This is a genomic window from Virgibacillus sp. (assembly GCF_013393565.1).
Lineage (GTDB): Bacteria > Bacillota > Bacilli > Bacillales > Amphibacillaceae > Virgibacillus > Virgibacillus dokdonensis.
Genome location: NZ_JABXHF010000005.1, coordinates 1 through 18,340 on the forward strand (window position 1 = coordinate 1; position 18,340 = coordinate 18,340).

An 18,340-nucleotide genomic window follows, 5' to 3' on the forward strand; every position below is an offset into this window, starting at 1 on the left:
CAGTTGACCAAAATAAAGGATTATATTATACTTTAAAAAGCATGTGAATTGAAAGTCATATGCTAGTACAATCTGTTTTGTGCTTCGGAGGGAGGGAAATTAGCATGTCAAATACAACTCGCGTTCGTAAAAACGAGTCTCTTGAAGATGCTCTTCGTCGCTTTAAGCGTAGTGTATCCAAAAGTGGTACATTGCAAGAATATCGTAAGCGTGAACACTACGAAAAACCAAGTGTGCGTCGCAAAAAGAAATCTGAAGCTGCTAGAAAGCGTAAATTCTAAAGAGGGTGTAATCAGTGACATTACTCGAAACATTAAACCAAGATATGAAGCAGGCGATGAAGAACAAAGATAAACAAACCCTGAGTGTGATTCGCATGGTAAAAGCTTCTATTCAAAATGAAACCATTAAACTTGGAAAAGACTCATTATCAGAAGACGAAGAAATTTCGATCTTGTCGAGAGAAGTAAAGCAAAGAAAAGATTCCCTCCAAGAATTCAAATCAGCGAGTCGCGATGATCTTGTTCAACAAGTTGAATTAGAATTAGATATTCTGCAAACATATATGCCAAAACAGCTTACGGATGAAGAGCTGGAGGCAATAGTTAAATTAACGATTGAAGAAGTGAACGCAACTTCCAAAAAAGATATGGGAAAAGTAATGAGTGCAATTATGCCAAAGGTTAAAGGTAAAGCAGATGGTTCACAAATTAACAAACTTGTACAAAAACAGTTAAGTAACTAAAAAAGAGACCCTAGTCAAAAGTTTGATTAGGGTCTTTTCTTACTACAACAGCCTATTTTAATTGAAAACGTAATGAAATAGCGATGTGCTTTTAGCTCATGACCTACCTCTCACCTTCCTTTTGTAATAATTTAGAAAAAGACTTCTTTTCATCATATAAGTATTGGTTTATACTTGTGCAAATTTAACGCTTATTCCTGTTATTATCCACTAGCTTTGTAATATGATTTTTCAATTTTTGCGCGCATTGTCTCCTTTATAGACAATTCGTTTGGAATAGTAATGGAGTTTCACTTACATAATAGATAGTGTAAATTGTTTATTTATGATATATTTTAATAAATTTAGGTGAATTGAAACCTTTGCACTTAAAATTCCGTATAGCATGACATTGAAGGAGGTGAACGCACATGACTGCTAAAAAAGTGTATACATATATTTTTGTTTTATGCGTGTTTTTAGTCACTATATTCAATGTTGGTGCTGGCGTAGATGCTAATAGCACCAGTCATAAAACAGTCCATATTATTCCAATAGAAAAAGAAGTAGAAAGAGGACTGCAAGCATTTTTAGATAGAGCGACCGAAGAAGCAATAGAAGAAGGCACTGATCATATTATTTTTGAAATTAATACACCAGGAGGAAGAGTAGACTCGGCTGGAGAAATTGCCACAATTTTACAGGACCTAGATGTTCCCACTACTTCATTTATTGTGAATCGTGCTTTATCAGCGGGCTCTTACATTGCTTTAAATACAGATACAATATATATGCGCCCCCAAGCAACTATGGGAGCTAGTGGTGTCATCACGTCAGATGGTAATGCAGCAAATAAAAAAGCCCAATCTGCTTGGATAGCTTCCATGAAGAGTGCGGCTGAATCAAAAGGAAGGGATCCGCAATATGCCATGGCGATGGCTGATGAGTCTATTGATCTTCCAGAACTAGATGCAGGGGAGGGTAAGTTTCTAACTTTAGGTCCATCACAGGCATTAGAAGTGGGGTATTCAGAAGGTACTGTTGAAAATAGGGAAGAGTTATTGCAACAATTGAGTTTAGAAAACGCAACAGTTATGGAAAAAGAACCAACATTAGCAGAAGAAGTAGCTAGATTTTTAACAAATCCCGTAGTTATCCCAATTTTACTATCTATTGCTAGTTTAGGGCTTGTTGTAGAACTGTATTCACCCGGATTCGGTGTAGCAGGAATTATGGGACTTATTTCGCTTGTATTATTTTTCTATGGACATATTGTGGCTGGTTTAGCTGGTATGGAGGCAGTTATCTTACTTATATTAGGCATCGGGCTCATTATTGCAGAGTTTTTTGTGCCTGGTGGCGTATTAGGTTTAATTGGTGCAGGTGCGATTATTGGCTCGTTGTTTATGTCAGGATATGATATAGGTCATATGTCGTTAAGCATAGGAATTGCATTCTTATTATCATTAATTGTTTCTATTATTCTTTTCAGAAGAATGGGTATGGATAAAGGGATTTTCAGACATATTATACTTAAAGATCAAACAACAACGGAGCAAGGATACGTATCTTCAGTAAATCGCTTAGAATTAATCGGTTTAGAAGGCATTACCGTTACTCCACTTCGTCCTGCTGGTACAGCTGTATTTGATCAAGAACGTTTGGATGTAATTTCAGAAGGTCGGTTTATTGATGAAAATAAAAAGGTTAAAGTTGTAAAAGTAGAAGGTGTACGTATAGTAGTACGCGAAATAAAGGAGGTTTAACTTCTATTCGTGTGGAAAGAAAGATTCAGGCGAATGGTTAGTTTAACTATATAATTTAATTATAGTAATGAGGAGGAAAATACATGGATTTAGAGAGCTTAATGCCGTTAATAATTATCGCGGTTATTTTAATTGCAGTAGCTATTTTATTTACTTTTATTCCAGTTATGCTATGGATTAGTGCTTTAGCAGCAGGAGTGAAAGTAGGTATCTTTCAATTAGTTGGAATGAGACTTCGTCGCGTAGTTCCAAATCGAGTGATTAATCCACTTATTAAAGCACATAAGGCCGGGTTAAATGTTAAAACAAATCAACTGGAGAGCCATTATTTAGCTGGTGGTAATGTCGATAGAGTGGTAAATGCATTGATCGCAGCGCATCGTGCGAACATTGAACTGCCATTTGAACGAGGAGCAGCGATTGATTTAGCGGGACGTGATGTATTAGAAGCAGTTCAAATGAGTGTTAATCCAAAGGTAATTGAAACCCCGTTTATTGCTGGTATAGCTATGGATGGGATTGAAGTGAAAGCAAAAGCTAGAATAACCGTTCGTGCTAATATAGATCGCTTAGTAGGTGGTGCTGGTGAGGAAACGGTAATAGCTCGTGTAGGAGAAGGTGTTGTAAGCACCATTGGTAGCTCACATGCTCATACCGAAGTATTAGAAAACCCAGATTCCATTTCACATAATGTACTAAATCGAGGCTTAGATGCTGGTACGGCTTTTGAAATACTATCCATTGATATTGCAGATGTTGATATTGGTAAGAACATCGGTGCAATTTTACAAACGGATCAAGCTGAAGCGGATAAAAACATTGCCCAAGCAAAAGCCGAAGAGCGTCGAGCAATGGCAGTTGCTCAAGAACAAGAAATGCTTGCTCGAGTGCAAGAGATGCGTGCAAAAGTAGTTGAAGCAGAAGCAGATGTACCACTTGCTTTAGCTGAAGCTTTACGTTCAGGTAACCTTGGTGTGATGGATTATATGAACTATAAGAACATTGATGCTGACACAGATATGCGTGATTCTATTGGCAAGTTATCTGAAAATGGAAACGATGATCATGAGCAAAATTAATTGCAAGCAGTAAAGGAGGAGTTACTATATGGAAGGGCTCTTCGAAGCTATTTTTAGCAATGGATTTATCATTTTGGCAGCAATCGCTGGGATCATTGGTTTTTTTAAAGATTCCTTTAGTAAAGATACAGATACGGAAAATGAACGAAGAAAGAAACCGAATAAGCCCGCTCCTCCTTTCGGTGGAGGAGCTACAAAGCCAGCTAGTCAACCTACTAAACGTCCTGAACGAGTAGGAGGGTCTATATCAACAGCATCAGCTTCTGAGCAAAAACAGCAACAAATGGAGCAATTAGCTGAGCAAATGGGAGCTGATTTGCAAGAGCCGCTAGAAGACCTTGCCCAACAAGTACAATCTGTTCAAAGCCAGAGACAAGCGACAGAAGGACATTTGCAGAAGCAAAAAATGAAGCGGCAAGTTGCAAATAACTTTACACGAGAAGGCTTAATTAATGGCATTATTATGTCCGAAGTACTAGGGAAACCTAGAGGAAAAAAACCATATCGTAGTGCTGTTTCTGAGCAAATAAAAATGAAGCAGATAAATGAATTAAAACGATAAATGAATGTAGTAAGTCCAAATACATCATAACAAGATAAAAATGTAGACGTAACATTACGTTTTGCAATGATAAGAGCCAATTGTACTTTTAAATAAGTGCAATTGGTTTTTCTATTATAGGAAAGTATGAAAGTTTAAAGGTTTATAGTATAAGAAAAATTACAGCTTTCGCCATAAGACTTGGCGACAGGCCAAGTTTTTCTAACACTTACTTTAAAATAGAGGTACACGATGGCTTTTTACATAAATTAACCTAAATAGAACTTAAATACATTGAAAATGAAGCATCTATTCTCAATCAGATGTATGTTTGTTTTCGCTTTCCCCTTTCCCTATCTATTCCATTCTCAAGCTCATTTTGATGTTCACGGAGATGAGTTTTGAGTAGCTAGGTTGTGTATGCTACTGACTCTTGCGTAAGTGAGACCATCTTCTTTTTAAAAGGTTTCCTTTCCATGTTCTTAAACAAACGCAATAAACATAAATATATAGGTGAGAGGGGGCTGCATTGTGAAAAAATGGCAACAACAAATTAGACCATGGTTAACGAAGTATTTTGCACTTCCTTCAGATGTGTTATTGGAACTACCAAGAATTACAGTAGTTGGACAATTGCATGTTTATATTGAGAATCATAAAGGTTTGGAAACCTATTCGGATACAGAGTTAAAACTAAAGTCGAATAAAGGATATGTTCGCATTTCGGGTTCAGATTTTGTTTTAAAAAGAATGCTACCCGAAGAAATTTTGCTAGAAGGTATGATTAGAGATATAACCTTTATTCCAGATGGAGGTACAGGATATGACGCAAAAGAATAAATTACATATAGCTGGTGCTGTTAGTATCATTGTAACAGGCGATAGACCAGAATTGTTTTTTCAGCATTGTACTAGTTATGGCATTCAGGTATGGGACGTAGTAAAATTAAATCATCAGTCATGCAAGGGTATGATAGGTCTTAAGGACGTTAATTATATAAAAAAATTACGGAAGGATACGAATTATAAAATTAAATTTATCGACCGTAAAGGATTTCCATTTTTCATTCGCCACTATTTAAGGAAAAAAGAATTAATACTTGCATTTATTCTAAGTGTCTTGTTTCTCTTTACACTGTCTAATATTATATGGGATGTGGAAATAACTGGTGTACCTAAAGATATTGAAGAAAAGATAGATGGACAATTAGAACAATATGGTATCCACCCAGGATCATGGATATTTTCTATTGACTCTCCAAAACATATACAACAACAATTATTGCATGATGTACCTGAATTACTATGGGTTGGTATAAATCAAAAGGGGACAACCTTTCACTTAGAAGGTGTAGAAAAAATAGTTGTGAAAGAAGAAGAAAATCCAGAACCAAGAAACTTAATTGCTGCTAAAAAAGGAATTATTAAGAAAATGTATGTTTCCAAAGGGGTTCCAAAAGTAGATGTTCATGATTATGTGGAGAAAGGCGACCTATTAGTATCGGGGAAAATGGATGACGGAGAAGAAGCAGAGGAAGAAGAAGGGAAAAAAGAAGTAAAACATGTAGCAGCGGATGGAGAGATCACCGCGTTAACTTGGTATGAGGTTAAAGTAAGTGTGCCATTAAAGGCAAATACAGAACAATTAACAGGAGAACAAGATAATAAATACCATCTAAGTTTTGGGGATTTCAAACTGCCAATTTGGGGCTTTGGATCATCGGACTTTGAAAATACAAAACAGGAACAGGAAGAATCAAAACTTCGCTTTTTAAAGTGGGAATTGCCTATAAAAATAATTGAAACCAATATCCATGAAAAAACGTATAAAACAGTGGAGAGAACAAAAAAAGAAGCAATTGAGGTAGGTATTAAACAAGCGAAAGAACAATTAAAACTAGAGCTAGGAGAAGCGGAGATCTTATCTGAAAAAATTTTGCAACAATCTACAGAGAATGGTAAAGTTAAACTAAACTTATATATGAGTGTTGAAGAAAATATTATTGATACACAACCTTTACGTCAAGGAGATTGAATATGCCGGATAATTTAACAGCAGTCGATTTACAATTAAATAGTCCAAAAGAAGCTTTAGCACTATTTGGTAATAACGATAAATACTTGCATCAATTAGAAGAAATGCTTCAAGTTTCTATTATAACGAGAGGAGAGCAGATTCATGTATCTGGTGATCCAGATACGCTTAACCTCGTTCAGGATGTCTTACAAGCTCTGCTCTCCATTATTCATAAAGGGTTGACCATTACAGAAAGAGATGTCGTTTATGCGGTTGAACTTGGAAAAAAAGGAAAAATAAACCAATTTGAAACTTTATTTGAAGATGAAATTACGAAAAATGTAAAAGGAAAGTCCATTCGTGTTAAAACATTAGGGCAAAAAAAATATATCTCTGCAATTAAAGCAAATGATCTCGTCTTCGGGATCGGTCCAGCAGGTACGGGAAAAACGTATTTAGCTGTCGTAATGGCTGTTCATGCACTTAAGAATGGCTATGTGAAAAGGATTATATTAACTAGACCAGCTGTAGAAGCGGGAGAAAGTTTGGGTTTTCTTCCTGGTGATTTAAAAGAAAAGGTAGATCCTTATTTGCGACCGCTATATGATGCTTTGCATGATGTTTTAGGGGCAGAGCATACGATGCGCCTGATTGAAAGGGAAACGATTGAAATAGCCCCGTTGGCCTATATGCGAGGGAGAACGCTCGATGATGCCTTTGTTATTTTGGACGAAGCACAAAATACGACCCCTGAGCAAATGAAAATGTTTTTAACGAGACTTGGTTTTGGATCAAAAATGGTGATTACTGGGGACATAACGCAGATTGACTTACCAAAAGGTGTACAGTCAGGTTTAAGGGTTGCAAGTCATTTATTAAATGGGATAAAAGGAATGGATTTTGTTTATTTAGAGCAAACAGACGTCGTTCGACATCCGCTTGTGCAACGAATCATTGATGCGTATGATAAAAATAGCCAGCATCGTAGTGAATAAGAAAATGCTAATATCTTCACTTAGGAAATTACAAAGTGAATCTTCAATTAGTTAGGGGTTATCTCATACTGATTATTTAGTAACCCGAGGTATGATCTAAAGGATCTCTTAAGAAAGCTGTGACCTCCCACTTCCAATTCTTGAAGTGGGAGTCTTACAGCACCTTTTATCTTGTATAAAAAGTCAAATTTTTAATGGCTACGATAAATTTGGTAGATAGCAAAGCATATAGGCGTTTTTAAATTTTGTCCTTTAGAAAGGAAGAGAGAGCAGTGGATAAGAACAAATTCAATCCGCGTACTTGGTTTTCATTTACAAAACGTTTCAATAAATGGGGCATGATGATAGCTGCTTCTCTTTTACTAAGTGTGTTTTTCTTTCTAATCATGATTGACAATATACAGACGGAAACCTATGAGATAGAGAGATTTAGTAGAGCTAAAGAAACGATTCGTTCTCCAGTTACGATAGAAAATGAGCAAGAAACAGAGCGTAAAATACGAGAAACGGTTCAAGCTGTAGAGGATAGATACAATATTGACCAAGAAATTACGGATGAGCGTATGGCGTATACGAAAGAAATTTTTGACGCAATCACTAAATTGGAAGAAGAACTTAAAGACACGCAACAAAATAAGGGAGGCTCCGATACGGCTCCTATCTCTGAGCAAGAAAAAGTGCAACAATTAAAGCAAATTCTGTCTGAAGAAATACAAAAAGGAGTCAGTGATGACTCGCTGTCTCAGCTTATTCAAGTACCTAAAGAGGAACGGGAAAAAGGTGAGAAATTTTTCTTGGGAATTTTGTCTAAAACGTTGAATAATGGTGTGCGAACAGAAAATACACAAAGCGCTATTTCAAATATCCAACAAGAGATTAAGTATTCAGATTTAGATGCTGACATGAAAGAAGTTCTGACCCGGTTAAGTGAGTTTGCGGTGGTCGAAAATTCATTTTTTGATGTGGATAAAACATCTGCTGCTCGAAAGGAAGCAGCTAGCAATGTTGAACCTGTTGTAATTAGAGCGGGAGAAATCATCGTTCGCGAAGGACAAACGATTACGAATGAAGTATATAAAAAACTAGAATTGGTTGGAGTTCTTGATAAAGAGCGAAATTTCTTTCCAGGAATTGGATTGGCTATACTTGTCTTGCTACTAGGAAGTGCAATAGCTCATGAAATGAATTGGCTTGCCAGAAAAGAGCGTTTAAATAATGCTAAAGTTACTGCAATTGTTGTTATTAGTATCATGACAGTTGCTTTAATGAAAATAGTAAGTATTTATACAACGCAAATAAACCAACTCTTTTACGTAATGCCTATAGCTACGGGGGCTTTGCTACTAAAACAATTAACACATGAACGTTCTGCGATCATTTTCAGTACGCTGTTCGCGATTTTAGGAAGTGTTATCTTCAATCATCAAATTCCTGGTTCTTTAAATGTGGAAGCAGGTATATACTTTTTGCTCTCCCAGTTGGCAGCCGTTTTCTTCCTGAGAAATGTCAAAGATAGACTTGCAGTTATGAAGGCTGGATTAGGAATTGCGGTTATTAATATCATGGTTGTATTATTATTTATATTTCTCTCTTTTGAGAAATATGCATGGGGAGATATGTTACTACAATCATCTTTTGCAACAGCATCTGCATTCCTGTCAGCTGTACTTACAATTGGACTGTTACCATATTTTGAGGCTGCTTTAGGGATTTTATCAGATATTAAGTTACTACAGTTATCAAGCCCAAATCATCCATTACTAAAGAAATTATTAACGGAAGCTCCTGGTACATATCACCACTCTGTGATGGTGGCTAACTTAAGTGAAGCTGCTTGCGAAGCAGTTGGAGCAAATGGGTTACTGGCAAGGGTTGGTGCTTATTATCATGACTTAGGTAAGACGGTACAACCTCATTTTTTTATTGAAAATCAATTGGCAATTAAAAACCCTCATGACTTTATTGAGCCAAATGAAAGTGCTAGAATAATAATTAGTCATCCTTATGATGGAGCTGAGATGTTGAAAAAACATCGACTACCACAAGAAATTATTGATATTGCTAAACAGCATCATGGCACTTCTTTACTGAAGTATTTTTATTACAAAGATAAAGAACAAAATAAGGAAGTGGAAGAGGCAATTTATCGTTATCCTGGGCCTAAACCACAAATGAAAGAAGCGGCTATTGTTAGTATATGTGATTCAGTAGAAGCCGCAGTCCGTTCACTACAAGAACCTACAGAACAAAAAATAGAAGAAATTGTTACATCTATTATTCAAGATAAGTTAGTAGACGGACAGTTCGATGAATGTCCGATTACTTTACAAGAGCTAAATAAGATTCAACAAACAACTTGTAGCACATTGAAAGGGATATTCCATTCGCGTATTCAATATCCCGTGGAGGAGGCAAAATAAGTGTATATTGACTTTCATGATGAAACAAATTCAGTGGAAAGTGATTATATTGATTTAATTCAACGGTTAATTGCATTTGCTGCTAAAGAAGAAGGTGTAACGCCACAAGGTGAAGTATCCATTAATTTCGTTACGAATAAAGAAATTCAAGAACTAAATCGAAACTATAGGCAAAAGAATAGTCCTACAGATGTCCTGTCGTTTCCTATGCAAGAACTTGGAGAAGGGGAAGAAGAAATAAATATATTAGACGAAAATCTCCCCGTGCTGTTAGGCGACATTGTGATATCTGTGGATAGAGCAAAAGAACAGGCAAAAGAGTACGACCATTCTTTGGAGAGAGAATTAGCCTTTCTAGCGTTACATGGCTTCCTTCACTTATTGGGATATGATCATGTAGCGAAAGTAGATGAAAAGGAAATGTTTGCGAAACAAGAAAAAATCTTAGGTGCGTTTGGAATTGAAAGATAAAAAACGACTGGTTGGTTTTTCTTTTGCATGGCAAGGTATACAGTTTGTTGTCAAAAATGAACGTAATTTTCGAGTGCATTTATGTGCTGCAATTGTAGTGATATTGGCTGGTATTATCTTAAACATAAACATCACGGAGTGGAGTATTATCTTACTTTTGATTGGGAATGTGTTTATAACAGAAATGCTAAATACTGTCGCAGAAAGAATAATTGATTACGTAAAACCAGATGTTCATCCTGCTGCAAAACAAATAAAAGATGTGGCTGCTGGAGCGGTTCTTATAGCAGCCACCATTGCTGTAATAATAGGTTGTTTTATTTTCATTCCAAAAGTAGCCGGACTTATGTGAAATATTTTGGAGTTTACAAAGGAGAAAAGTTTGCGTCGGCTTTTTGATTGTCACATTTTATTCGCGTCGGGATAGTAGACGAATATAATGTTCATGCTTGTTGCCACAGTTTAGCTGTGGCTCTTCTTGTTTTAGCAAGTTTATAGATGTTTTAATAAATGAATGTTTATTTTATTTCCTACATGCTATAGGATACCCTCGTTTTTTTGATGATTAACCTAAAAATCCTTCCACTTTTACATAACGGTTTTAAAAAGATTGTCAAAAACAAAAAAATGACATAAAAAAAATTAAAGCTTTTGTCGAATACCATGAAACTAAAGTTGTTTTATAGTATGATATGAATAAAATATGTATGATTTTTCGGAGGCAACCAGATGGAAAAACAATTTAAATCAGGTTTTATAGCTATTATCGGTAGACCAAATGTTGGAAAATCCACGTTTATGAATCAGGTGATCGGGCAAAAAATAGCTATTATGAGTGATAAACCACAAACAACGAGAAACAAAATTCAAGGTGTACTGACATTGCCAGACGCGCAAATGATATTTATAGACACACCAGGCATCCATAAACCGAAACATCAGCTCGGCGATTTTATGGTGAAAACCGCTATAAATACATTAAATGAGGTCGATGCCATTTTATTTATGATTAATGCAGAGGAAGGGTATGGAAAAGGAGATCAATACATTTTAGATAGACTGCAAAAGGTAGATAAGCCTGTTTATTTAATTGTAAATAAAATTGATCTTGTACACCCTGATAAACTACTCCCATTAATTGATCAATATAAAGATAAACATGATTTTACAGAAATTATTCCTATTTCCGCTTTGCAGGGGAATAATGTAAAACATCTGTTAGAAGTGCTAAAAGATCAATTGGCAGAGGGCCCGCAGTATTATCCAGAGGATCAAATTACAGATCACCCTGAACGTTTTATTATCAGTGAGTTAATTCGTGAAAAAGTACTACAATTTACGAAAGAAGAAGTTCCTCATTCGATAGCAGTTGTTATTGAGAATATGGAACAACGCAATCATGGTAAAGTTCTTATTCAAGCAACTATTGTAACAGAAAGAAAAACACAAAAAGGCATTCTTATTGGGAAACAGGGAACGATGCTTAAAAACATTGGGAAAGCAGCCCGTAAAGATATTGAAAATCTGCTTGGTACAAGCGTGTACCTAGAACTATGGGTAAAAGTTAAAAAAGATTGGAGAAACAAGCAAAGCCAACTGCAAGAATATGGTTTCAGCAGAGATGATTATTAAAAAAATTTGTTTCAGTACTCTTTTGCTGTAATTTTGCTAAAAGATAATTTGGAGTTATTTATAACTCCTCATACATGGTAAATATTTATACTCATTTGTTTTGCTCTTGTGGTCATTCTAAGTAGTAAGTTACATTTTCAACATTTAAAAGAAAGGTGGGGTTTCTTGTGATCGATCTATCCTGGAAATTATTTAGTCAAACGGGAAACATTGAAACCTATTTAATCATGAAAGAGTTAGAAAATGAACAAAACCTTCAAGAATTAGGACAACAAGATGAGAAAAATGAAACTCCGATAGAAACGAAATGATAAGTGAATGCAGTTCTTTAGAGAAAGGTGACGCTCTAATTGTTAGAAAAAATACAAGGTGTCGTATTGAAAACACGTGACTATGGAGAGAGTCATAAAATCGTTACAATATTTAGTGGAAAATTAGGGAAGCTCTCTGCGATTGCTAAAGGAGCAAAAAAACCAAAAAGTAGAATGGCTGCTGTAACGCAGCCGTTCATCTATGCGGAATTTCTTATGTATGTGAATAAAGGGTTAAGTACAATACAACAAGCAGAAATTATTGACTCTTTTCGCCCCATACGTGAAGACATTGTAAAAACAACTTACGCAGCATATCTTGCTGAACTTACAGATAAATTAGTCGAGGATAAACAGCCAGATGGATTTATTTATGAACAGTTTTTTCAAACAATGGAGTGGATTAATAGCAAAGAAGAGGCTGATATCCCCTTAATGATGTATGAATTGAAATTATATAAAAAAGGGGGATTTGCACCCACGGTAGATTGTTGTAGTAGCTGTCATAGTGTAACGTCTCCGTTTGTGTTTTCTATTCAAGAAGCTGGTTTACTGTGTGCATCATGTAGAAGTATGGACGAGCGAGCTATTGAATTACCAAAAGGAGTAGTTAAATTATTATTCATCTTTGCAACGGTCGATTTACAACGCGTGTCAAACATTTCAGTAAAGGAACAAAATAAACAGTTGCTTAGGGAATTGTTAGACCATTATTATGATTATTATGGTGGGTATCTTCTTAAATCAAGAAAGCTATTAAAACAAATGGATCTATTGAAATGAGTTGACAGCAATGAATGTTTCGCTTATTATTCATACATAGATGATTATATATGGAATAAATACAAGGATGAAGAAGAGTACTTTTGCACGCTTTCCATAGCGAGCTCAGGATGGTGAAAGCTGAGCGATAGGGGTAAGAGGAAAGGAACTTCGGAGTATTTGTAATAAAGGTGGCTTTCATAAGCAAATAGGGTGGAACCGCGGCTTAACACCCCGTCCCTATGTCTTGACTATAGACATAGGGACGGGGATTTTATATTGTACTACTGTATATGGAGGAAAGATGATGAATATTCAAGAGATGATCTTAACTTTGCAAAATTATTGGTCACAGCAAAATTGCATTCTTATGCAAGCCTATGACGTGGAAAAAGGAGCGGGTACTATGTCACCAATGACATTGCTACGTAGTCTTGGACCTGAACCATGGAACGTTGCTTATGTAGAACCATCAAGACGCCCTGCGGATGGCCGTTATGGTGATAATCCAAACAGGTTATACCAACATCACCAATTTCAAGTCATTATGAAACCTTCTCCAGATAATATCCAGGAGTTATACTTAGGTTCTCTAAGAAAATTAGGGATTGATCCGCTTGTTCATGATATACGATTTGTAGAAGACAACTGGGAAAACCCAACCTTAGGTGCAGCTGGTCTTGGCTGGGAAGTTTGGCTTGACGGGATGGAAATTACACAATTTACGTACTTTCAGCAAATCGGAGGATTAGAAGCAAATCCTGTTGCTGTAGAACTAACGTATGGAATTGAGCGTCTCGCTTCGTATATTCAAGATAAAGATAATGTATTTGATTTAGAATGGACAAATGGCGTGACAGTCAAAGACATCTTTTTTCAACCAGAATATGAACATTCCATGTATACATTTGAAACATCTAATACGGAAATGTTATTTGAGCTTTTTACCAAATATGAGCAAGAAGCTAAAGATACGATGGAAAAAGGGTTAGTATTTCCTGCTTATGATTACGTTCTTAAATGTTCTCATACATTTAATTTGTTGGATGCCAAAGGTGTCATCTCTGTAACAGAACGTACCGGTTATATTACAAGAATTCGTAACTTAGCAAGAGGTATTGCTAAAGCGTATGTTGCTGAAAGAGAACGACTTGGCTTTCCGATGTTAAAAAAGGAGGAACAATAATATGGTGACAGATGCTCTATTTGAAATTGGACTGGAAGAAATGCCGGCTCGTTTCATTGATGATGCAGAAAAACAATTAAATGACAAAACAGTAGCATGGCTAAAAAGCTTGCGCATTCCTTATAAAAATTTAGCGACCTTTTCCACACCAAGACGTTTGGCAGTTTTTATTGAAGGGCTTAGTGAACAACAAACAACGATTAAAGAAGAAGTGAAAGGCCCGGCAGAAAAAATTGCTAAAGATGAATCTGGTAATTGGACAAAAGCAGCGATTGGCTTTACAAAAGGGCAAGGCAAGACAACAAATGATATTTATACAAAACCTGTCAATGGCACTACATATATTTTTGTGCAAAAGCATATTGAAGGAAACAATACATTCGACCTCCTGCCAGGGTTTAAAGACATCATTCTGTCCATTAACTTTGGCAAGAATATGCGCTGGGGAGCACAAACAATGCGTTATGCTAGGCCGATACGTTGGCTGGTCGGCTTATGCGGTTCAACGGTGGTTCCTTTTGAAGTTGCTCATGTAAAAAGCAGTAATATGACATATGGCCATCGTTTTTTAGGAACGAAAATAGCCATTAATAACCCAAAGCAATATGAAGAAAAATTACTACAGCAATTTGTAATAGCAGATGCAAAAAAACGCGAAGCAGCTATATTACAAGGAATTCATCAATTAGAGCAAGAGCATTCGGTGCATATTCCTATTGATCATGAACTATTGCATGAAGTTCGTAATTTAGTGGAATATCCTCAAGCTTTTTTAGGCTCATTTGAACATGCATTTTTATCCATACCTGAGGAAGTATTAATTATCTCCATGAAAGAGCATCAACGCTATTTCCCTGTTCGTACGAATACTGGAGGGGAGTTATTACCTCATTTCGTTGGCATACGTAACGGAGACGACACTTCATTAGAGACAGTAATAAAAGGAAATGAAAAAGTATTACATGCTCGCTTATCTGATGCTGCTTTTTTCTACGAGGAAGATCGTAAGCGTTCTTTGAGCGATTTTTTAACAAAGCTACAACGAGTTGTATTTCAAGAAGATTTAGGGACCATTTATGAAAAAGTAGAACGTGTCATTATATTAACTCGTTTAATTAGTCAGCATCTTGAACTACCTGAGTCAGATATTAATCGTGCTGTTCGTGCTGCTGAATTAAGTAAATTCGATTTAACCACTAGTATGGTAAATGAATTTACTGAATTGCAAGGCGTTATGGGCGAAAAATATGCTGTTTTTTATGGCGAAGACGCAATTGTTGCTCAAGCAATTAGAGAACATTACTTACCAAAATCCGCCAACGGCGTTTTGCCTGAAACTATCGCAGGAACAATTGTTAGTATGGCAGATAAATTAGATACGATAGCAGGTTGTATTTCTGTAGGATTATTACCGACAGGATCTCATGATCCTTATGGGTTACGTCGTCAAGCAATTGGTGTATTACGGATGTTACTTACAAATAAATGGAACATAACCGTAGAAAAGCTTATTGAGCTTACCTTGCAAGTATATGCTACATCCAAAGTAAAGCTAGAAAATCAAAGTGAAGCTGCTACTATCATTAACGACTTCTTTTTACATCGTGCTACTTATATCTTTAAAGAAGCGGGAATTGAGCCAGATATCATTCACGCTGTATTACATCAGGATATTGGCAACTTTACGCACAGTTTAGCAAAAGCAGAATTATTATCAGTCAAACGAAATGATGATAAATTCAAATTATCACAGGAAGCTTTTGTGCGTGTATTAAATTTAGCTCAAAAAGCATCATCTAAATTAATTGATCCAGATGTATTGCACACAGAATCTGAAAAAGCGTTATACGATAAATATTGTCATATCCAGGAAGCGTTTCGGAATTCAAGTGGAGAAGCTGGAGAAGAATTAAAACTTTTGGAGCAATTGACGGATCCGATTCACCAATTTTTTGAACAAAATATGGTAATGGTAGATGATGAAGAAATCCGTAATAATCGGTTGGCGCTTTTGTACCAAATCGGTCAGCTTATTTATAACTATGCTGATGTAACAAAAATTGAATGGAAACAAAGCTTTTAATAAAAGGATACAGTGAATTTCTTCTCTGGTGTTGTTTTTGGGCGCAGTATTGTAATTCCTTTCGCTTGATAAGTATCGGATTTATTTCTCATTCTGTATCGATTCAACTATAATGGACATAGGTTTACATCGTCTTTAGGTGGTGAAGTCATGGAATTATCAAGTAGACAAGAAGAAATAATTGAAATTGTAAAAGAAAACGGCCCGATAACGGGGGAGAATATCGCTGAGCGTCTTCACTTAACAAGGGCTACATTACGTCCAGACTTGGCAATTTTAACAATGGCAGGTTTTTTAGATGCAAGACCCCGTGTGGGGTATTTTTATACTGGTAAAACAGGAAATGAATTATTAACAGAGCAGATTAAAAAAATTAGAGTATATGAATATCAACATGTCCCTATTGTTGTAAAAGAGAGCGTTTCGGTATACGATGCGATCTCAACGATGTTCTTAGAAGATGTAGGGACCCTTTTCGTAGTTGATGATCAGTCGTGTTTAACAGGCGTACTATCGCGAAAAGATTTACTTCGCGCAAGCATTGGGAAACAAGATTTAAATGCTTTACCTGTACATATCATTATGACACGAATGCCTAATATAACAGTATGTCAAAAAGATGATTTGTTGGTAGAAGTTGCTCAAAACTTGATTAGTAAACAAATTGATGGTATACCTGTCGTGAAAAAAACAAAGTCTGGATTGGAAGTTGTTGGAAGAGTTACAAAAACAACAATTACAAAAGCTTTTGTTGAATTGGTTATGGAAGACCACATTTAAAAGGGTGAGAGAGGAGTATTTTGATGTTTATGCAACCTGTATATGTTTTATCCGATTCCGTAGGGGAGACAGCTGAGTTAGTCATTAAGGCAGGCTTAAGTCAGTTTAATCACGGAACATATAAAATTCAACGTATACCCTATGTAGAAGACAAAAAAACAATCGATGAAGCTTTACAACTCGCTGTAGAAAGTAAAGGGCTCATTGGTTTTACACTTGTTGATCCTATTCTAAGGAACTATGTAAATGAACGTGCCAAACAAATGAACCTTGAAGCTATTGACATCATGGGCCCGGTGTTGAAATCCATGGAACGTGTTTTTGAACATGCACCGCGAATGGAAGCAGGGCTAGTCCATAAGCTTGATGAAGACTATTTTAAGCGGGTAGAGGCAATTGAATTTGCGGTAAAGTATGACGATGGGCGTGATTCGAGAGGAATTGCTAGAGCAGACATTGTTCTAATCGGGGTATCTAGAACATCTAAAACTCCTCTATCACAATATTTGGCTCATAAACGCTTAAAAGTTGCCAACGTACCGATTGTACCAGAAGTCGATCCTCCAGAAGAATTGTTTGAAGTGGATGCTTCAAAATGTATCGGATTACGTATAAGCGCTGATAAGCTGTATGAAATACGTAAAGAAAGGCTTCGTGCTTTAGGTTTAGGAGATCAGGCAACATATGCGAATATGGAACGTATTCATAAAGAACTGGCGTATTTTGATAAAATTGTTGATAAAATTGGTTGTAAAGTCATCGATGTATCAAATAAAGCTGTTGAGGAAACGGCTAACAGTATTAGACAAATCGTAAAAAAATAACGGAGAAAGTACATACTCTCCTTTTTTTGTTTTAACAGATCAAAATGAATGAACATCCTAGCCTTCCATGAACAAGCGCATTTTCTGTATTCTGTGGCAACCTAAGGTGCTTACGTATTTTACTACAACGAAATTTTAAATTGCAGAGTTGCGCAAACAAAAGCTTAAAATTTTTCTTGCCTAAAGGCGCATAATCACTTTTCTTCATAGGGTCTTCTGCGGTTTCTACTGATTATGATTACTACAGTTGGGACTATCATAGTTTGACATCACGTTTTAAATATTGATTTCTTTTGTAAGAGTAAAAAACAAAATTAAGACATATATGATTAAGAAGTACTTGGAATGGAAAGAATTAAATTTTAGAAGTGTTTTGCTGGCATTAATTAGTGGTATATATTATAATAATGTTTTGTGTTATAGGTATATAGTGTTTTTTGTACTATTGGAAAGTATACAATTTCTAGGCTTTATCGTATAAGCAAAACGATGGCGTTTTATCGCCAGAAAGACTTGGCGATAGCCAAGTTTTTCTAATGCATGTTCCTTAAAGGGGACAATAATCTCTTGCGCATAAAGTTTTTGAAAACTCTTGAACATACAAAATCAGTTTTCCCTATGTATTCATAGAGGTTGATGGTCGACAAAATATAACATGTTTAGTGTTTTTTATTTAAAACAGACAATTCAAGTTGGGTTGGTTTTTGAGAATTTTGTATGACGAGATAAGTTATATTTTGATTCGAATG

General features: G+C 35.9%; 18 protein-coding genes. All 18 read left to right on the top strand.

The genetic code is table 11. From position 1 onward, the window contains the following. The first annotated feature begins 104 nt into the window (after nt 1-104). Nucleotides 105-281, top strand: coding sequence for a 30S ribosomal protein S21 (gene rpsU, locus HLX49_RS01785; RefSeq protein ID WP_019377991.1), 177 nt, complete (start codon nt 105-107; stop codon nt 279-281). Between the two features lie 14 nt (nt 282-295). Beyond that, nucleotides 296-745 carry a GatB/YqeY domain-containing protein gene (locus HLX49_RS01790; RefSeq protein ID WP_296360658.1) on the top strand — a complete coding sequence of 150 codons (450 nt, stop codon included), beginning with the start codon at nt 296-298 and terminating at the stop codon, nt 743-745. Nucleotides 746-1,155: 410 nt separating this feature from the next. Beyond that, nucleotides 1,156-2,490: an NfeD family protein gene (locus HLX49_RS01795; protein ID WP_077703511.1), complete on the top strand. Its 1,335-nt coding sequence runs from the start codon at nt 1,156-1,158 to the stop codon at nt 2,488-2,490. A gap of 83 nt (nt 2,491-2,573) precedes the next feature. Further along, nucleotides 2,574-3,569, top strand: a complete 996-nt coding sequence (floA, locus tag HLX49_RS01800; RefSeq protein ID WP_073004480.1) for a flotillin-like protein FloA — start codon at nt 2,574-2,576, stop codon at nt 3,567-3,569. 28 nt (nt 3,570-3,597) lie between these two features. Further along, complete coding sequence (locus tag HLX49_RS01805; RefSeq protein WP_077703512.1) at nt 3,598-4,131, top strand: hypothetical protein; 534 nt, start codon at nt 3,598-3,600, stop codon at nt 4,129-4,131. A gap of 510 nt (nt 4,132-4,641) precedes the next feature. Further along, nucleotides 4,642-4,950, top strand: a complete 309-nt coding sequence (yqfC, locus tag HLX49_RS01810; protein ID WP_176087314.1) for a sporulation protein YqfC — start codon at nt 4,642-4,644, stop codon at nt 4,948-4,950. After that, nucleotides 4,934-6,145, top strand: coding sequence for a sporulation protein YqfD (yqfD, locus tag HLX49_RS01815; RefSeq protein WP_296360659.1), 1,212 nt, complete (start codon nt 4,934-4,936; stop codon nt 6,143-6,145). Before yqfC ends, yqfD begins: the two co-directional genes overlap by 17 nt. A 2-nt stretch (nt 6,146-6,147) precedes the next feature. After that, a complete protein-coding gene (locus HLX49_RS01820; protein WP_296360660.1) occupies nt 6,148-7,122 on the top strand; it encodes a PhoH family protein in 975 nt (324 codons plus the stop codon). A gap of 338 nt (nt 7,123-7,460) precedes the next feature. Further along, on the top strand, nt 7,461-9,542 hold the full coding sequence (locus HLX49_RS01825) for an HD family phosphohydrolase (protein WP_077706886.1): 2,082 nt from the start codon (nt 7,461-7,463) through the stop codon (nt 9,540-9,542). Then, nucleotides 9,543-10,013: an rRNA maturation RNase YbeY gene (ybeY, locus tag HLX49_RS01830; protein WP_077703515.1), complete on the top strand. Its 471-nt coding sequence runs from the start codon at nt 9,543-9,545 to the stop codon at nt 10,011-10,013. Continuing rightward, nucleotides 9,991-10,365, top strand: a complete 375-nt coding sequence (locus tag HLX49_RS01835; RefSeq protein ID WP_296360661.1) for a diacylglycerol kinase family protein — start codon at nt 9,991-9,993, stop codon at nt 10,363-10,365. The genes ybeY and HLX49_RS01835 overlap by 23 nt, the downstream gene beginning before the upstream one ends. Before the next feature lie 377 nt (nt 10,366-10,742). Then, on the top strand, nt 10,743-11,645 hold the full coding sequence (era, locus tag HLX49_RS01840; RefSeq protein ID WP_077703517.1) for a GTPase Era: 903 nt from the start codon (nt 10,743-10,745) through the stop codon (nt 11,643-11,645). A 167-nt stretch (nt 11,646-11,812) separates the two neighbouring features. Then, on the top strand, nt 11,813-11,956 hold the full coding sequence (locus tag HLX49_RS01845; protein ID WP_077703518.1) for a YqzL family protein: 144 nt from the start codon (nt 11,813-11,815) through the stop codon (nt 11,954-11,956). Nucleotides 11,957-11,995: 39 nt separating this feature from the next. Beyond that, the gene (gene recO / locus HLX49_RS01850) at nt 11,996-12,739 is read left to right on the top strand and encodes a DNA repair protein RecO (RefSeq protein ID WP_296360662.1); all 744 of its coding nucleotides are present in this window, start codon (nt 11,996-11,998) and stop codon (nt 12,737-12,739) included. A 286-nt stretch (nt 12,740-13,025) separates the two neighbouring features. Continuing rightward, complete coding sequence (glyQ, locus tag HLX49_RS01855; RefSeq protein ID WP_296360690.1) at nt 13,026-13,904, top strand: glycine--tRNA ligase subunit alpha; 879 nt, start codon at nt 13,026-13,028, stop codon at nt 13,902-13,904. Between the two features lies 1 nt (nt 13,905). Beyond that, complete coding sequence (gene glyS, locus HLX49_RS01860) at nt 13,906-15,987, top strand: glycine--tRNA ligase subunit beta (protein WP_296360663.1); 2,082 nt, start codon at nt 13,906-13,908, stop codon at nt 15,985-15,987. Between the two features lie 150 nt (nt 15,988-16,137). Next, a complete protein-coding gene (gene ccpN / locus HLX49_RS01865) occupies nt 16,138-16,767 on the top strand; it encodes a transcriptional regulator CcpN (protein WP_077703522.1) in 630 nt (209 codons plus the stop codon). A gap of 23 nt (nt 16,768-16,790) precedes the next feature. Beyond that, complete coding sequence (locus tag HLX49_RS01870; protein WP_077703523.1) at nt 16,791-17,591, top strand: pyruvate, water dikinase regulatory protein; 801 nt, start codon at nt 16,791-16,793, stop codon at nt 17,589-17,591. Nucleotides 17,592-18,340: the final 749 nt, after the last annotated feature.

What these genes read in the sequence shown, in the direction of transcription:
- rpsU (WP_019377991.1), top strand. Translation starts at nt 105, where the DNA reads ATGTCAAATACAACTCGCGTTCGTAAAAACGAGTCTCTTGAAGATGCT.
- glyS (WP_296360663.1), top strand. Translation starts at nt 13,906, where the DNA reads ATGGTGACAGATGCTCTATTTGAAATTGGACTGGAAGAAATGCCGGCT.
- floA (WP_073004480.1), top strand. Translation starts at nt 2,574, where the DNA reads ATGGATTTAGAGAGCTTAATGCCGTTAATAATTATCGCGGTTATTTTA.
- glyQ (WP_296360690.1), top strand. Translation starts at nt 13,026, where the DNA reads ATGAATATTCAAGAGATGATCTTAACTTTGCAAAATTATTGGTCACAG.
- ccpN (WP_077703522.1), top strand. Translation starts at nt 16,138, where the DNA reads ATGGAATTATCAAGTAGACAAGAAGAAATAATTGAAATTGTAAAAGAA.
- yqfD (WP_296360659.1), top strand. Translation starts at nt 4,934, where the DNA reads ATGACGCAAAAGAATAAATTACATATAGCTGGTGCTGTTAGTATCATT.
- HLX49_RS01870 (WP_077703523.1), top strand. Translation starts at nt 16,791, where the DNA reads ATGTTTATGCAACCTGTATATGTTTTATCCGATTCCGTAGGGGAGACA.
- HLX49_RS01825 (WP_077706886.1), top strand. Translation starts at nt 7,461, where the DNA reads ATGATGATAGCTGCTTCTCTTTTACTAAGTGTGTTTTTCTTTCTAATC.
- HLX49_RS01805 (WP_077703512.1), top strand. Translation starts at nt 3,598, where the DNA reads ATGGAAGGGCTCTTCGAAGCTATTTTTAGCAATGGATTTATCATTTTG.
- HLX49_RS01795 (WP_077703511.1), top strand. Translation starts at nt 1,156, where the DNA reads ATGACTGCTAAAAAAGTGTATACATATATTTTTGTTTTATGCGTGTTT.
- era (WP_077703517.1), top strand. Translation starts at nt 10,743, where the DNA reads ATGGAAAAACAATTTAAATCAGGTTTTATAGCTATTATCGGTAGACCA.
- HLX49_RS01820 (WP_296360660.1), top strand. Translation starts at nt 6,148, where the DNA reads ATGCCGGATAATTTAACAGCAGTCGATTTACAATTAAATAGTCCAAAA.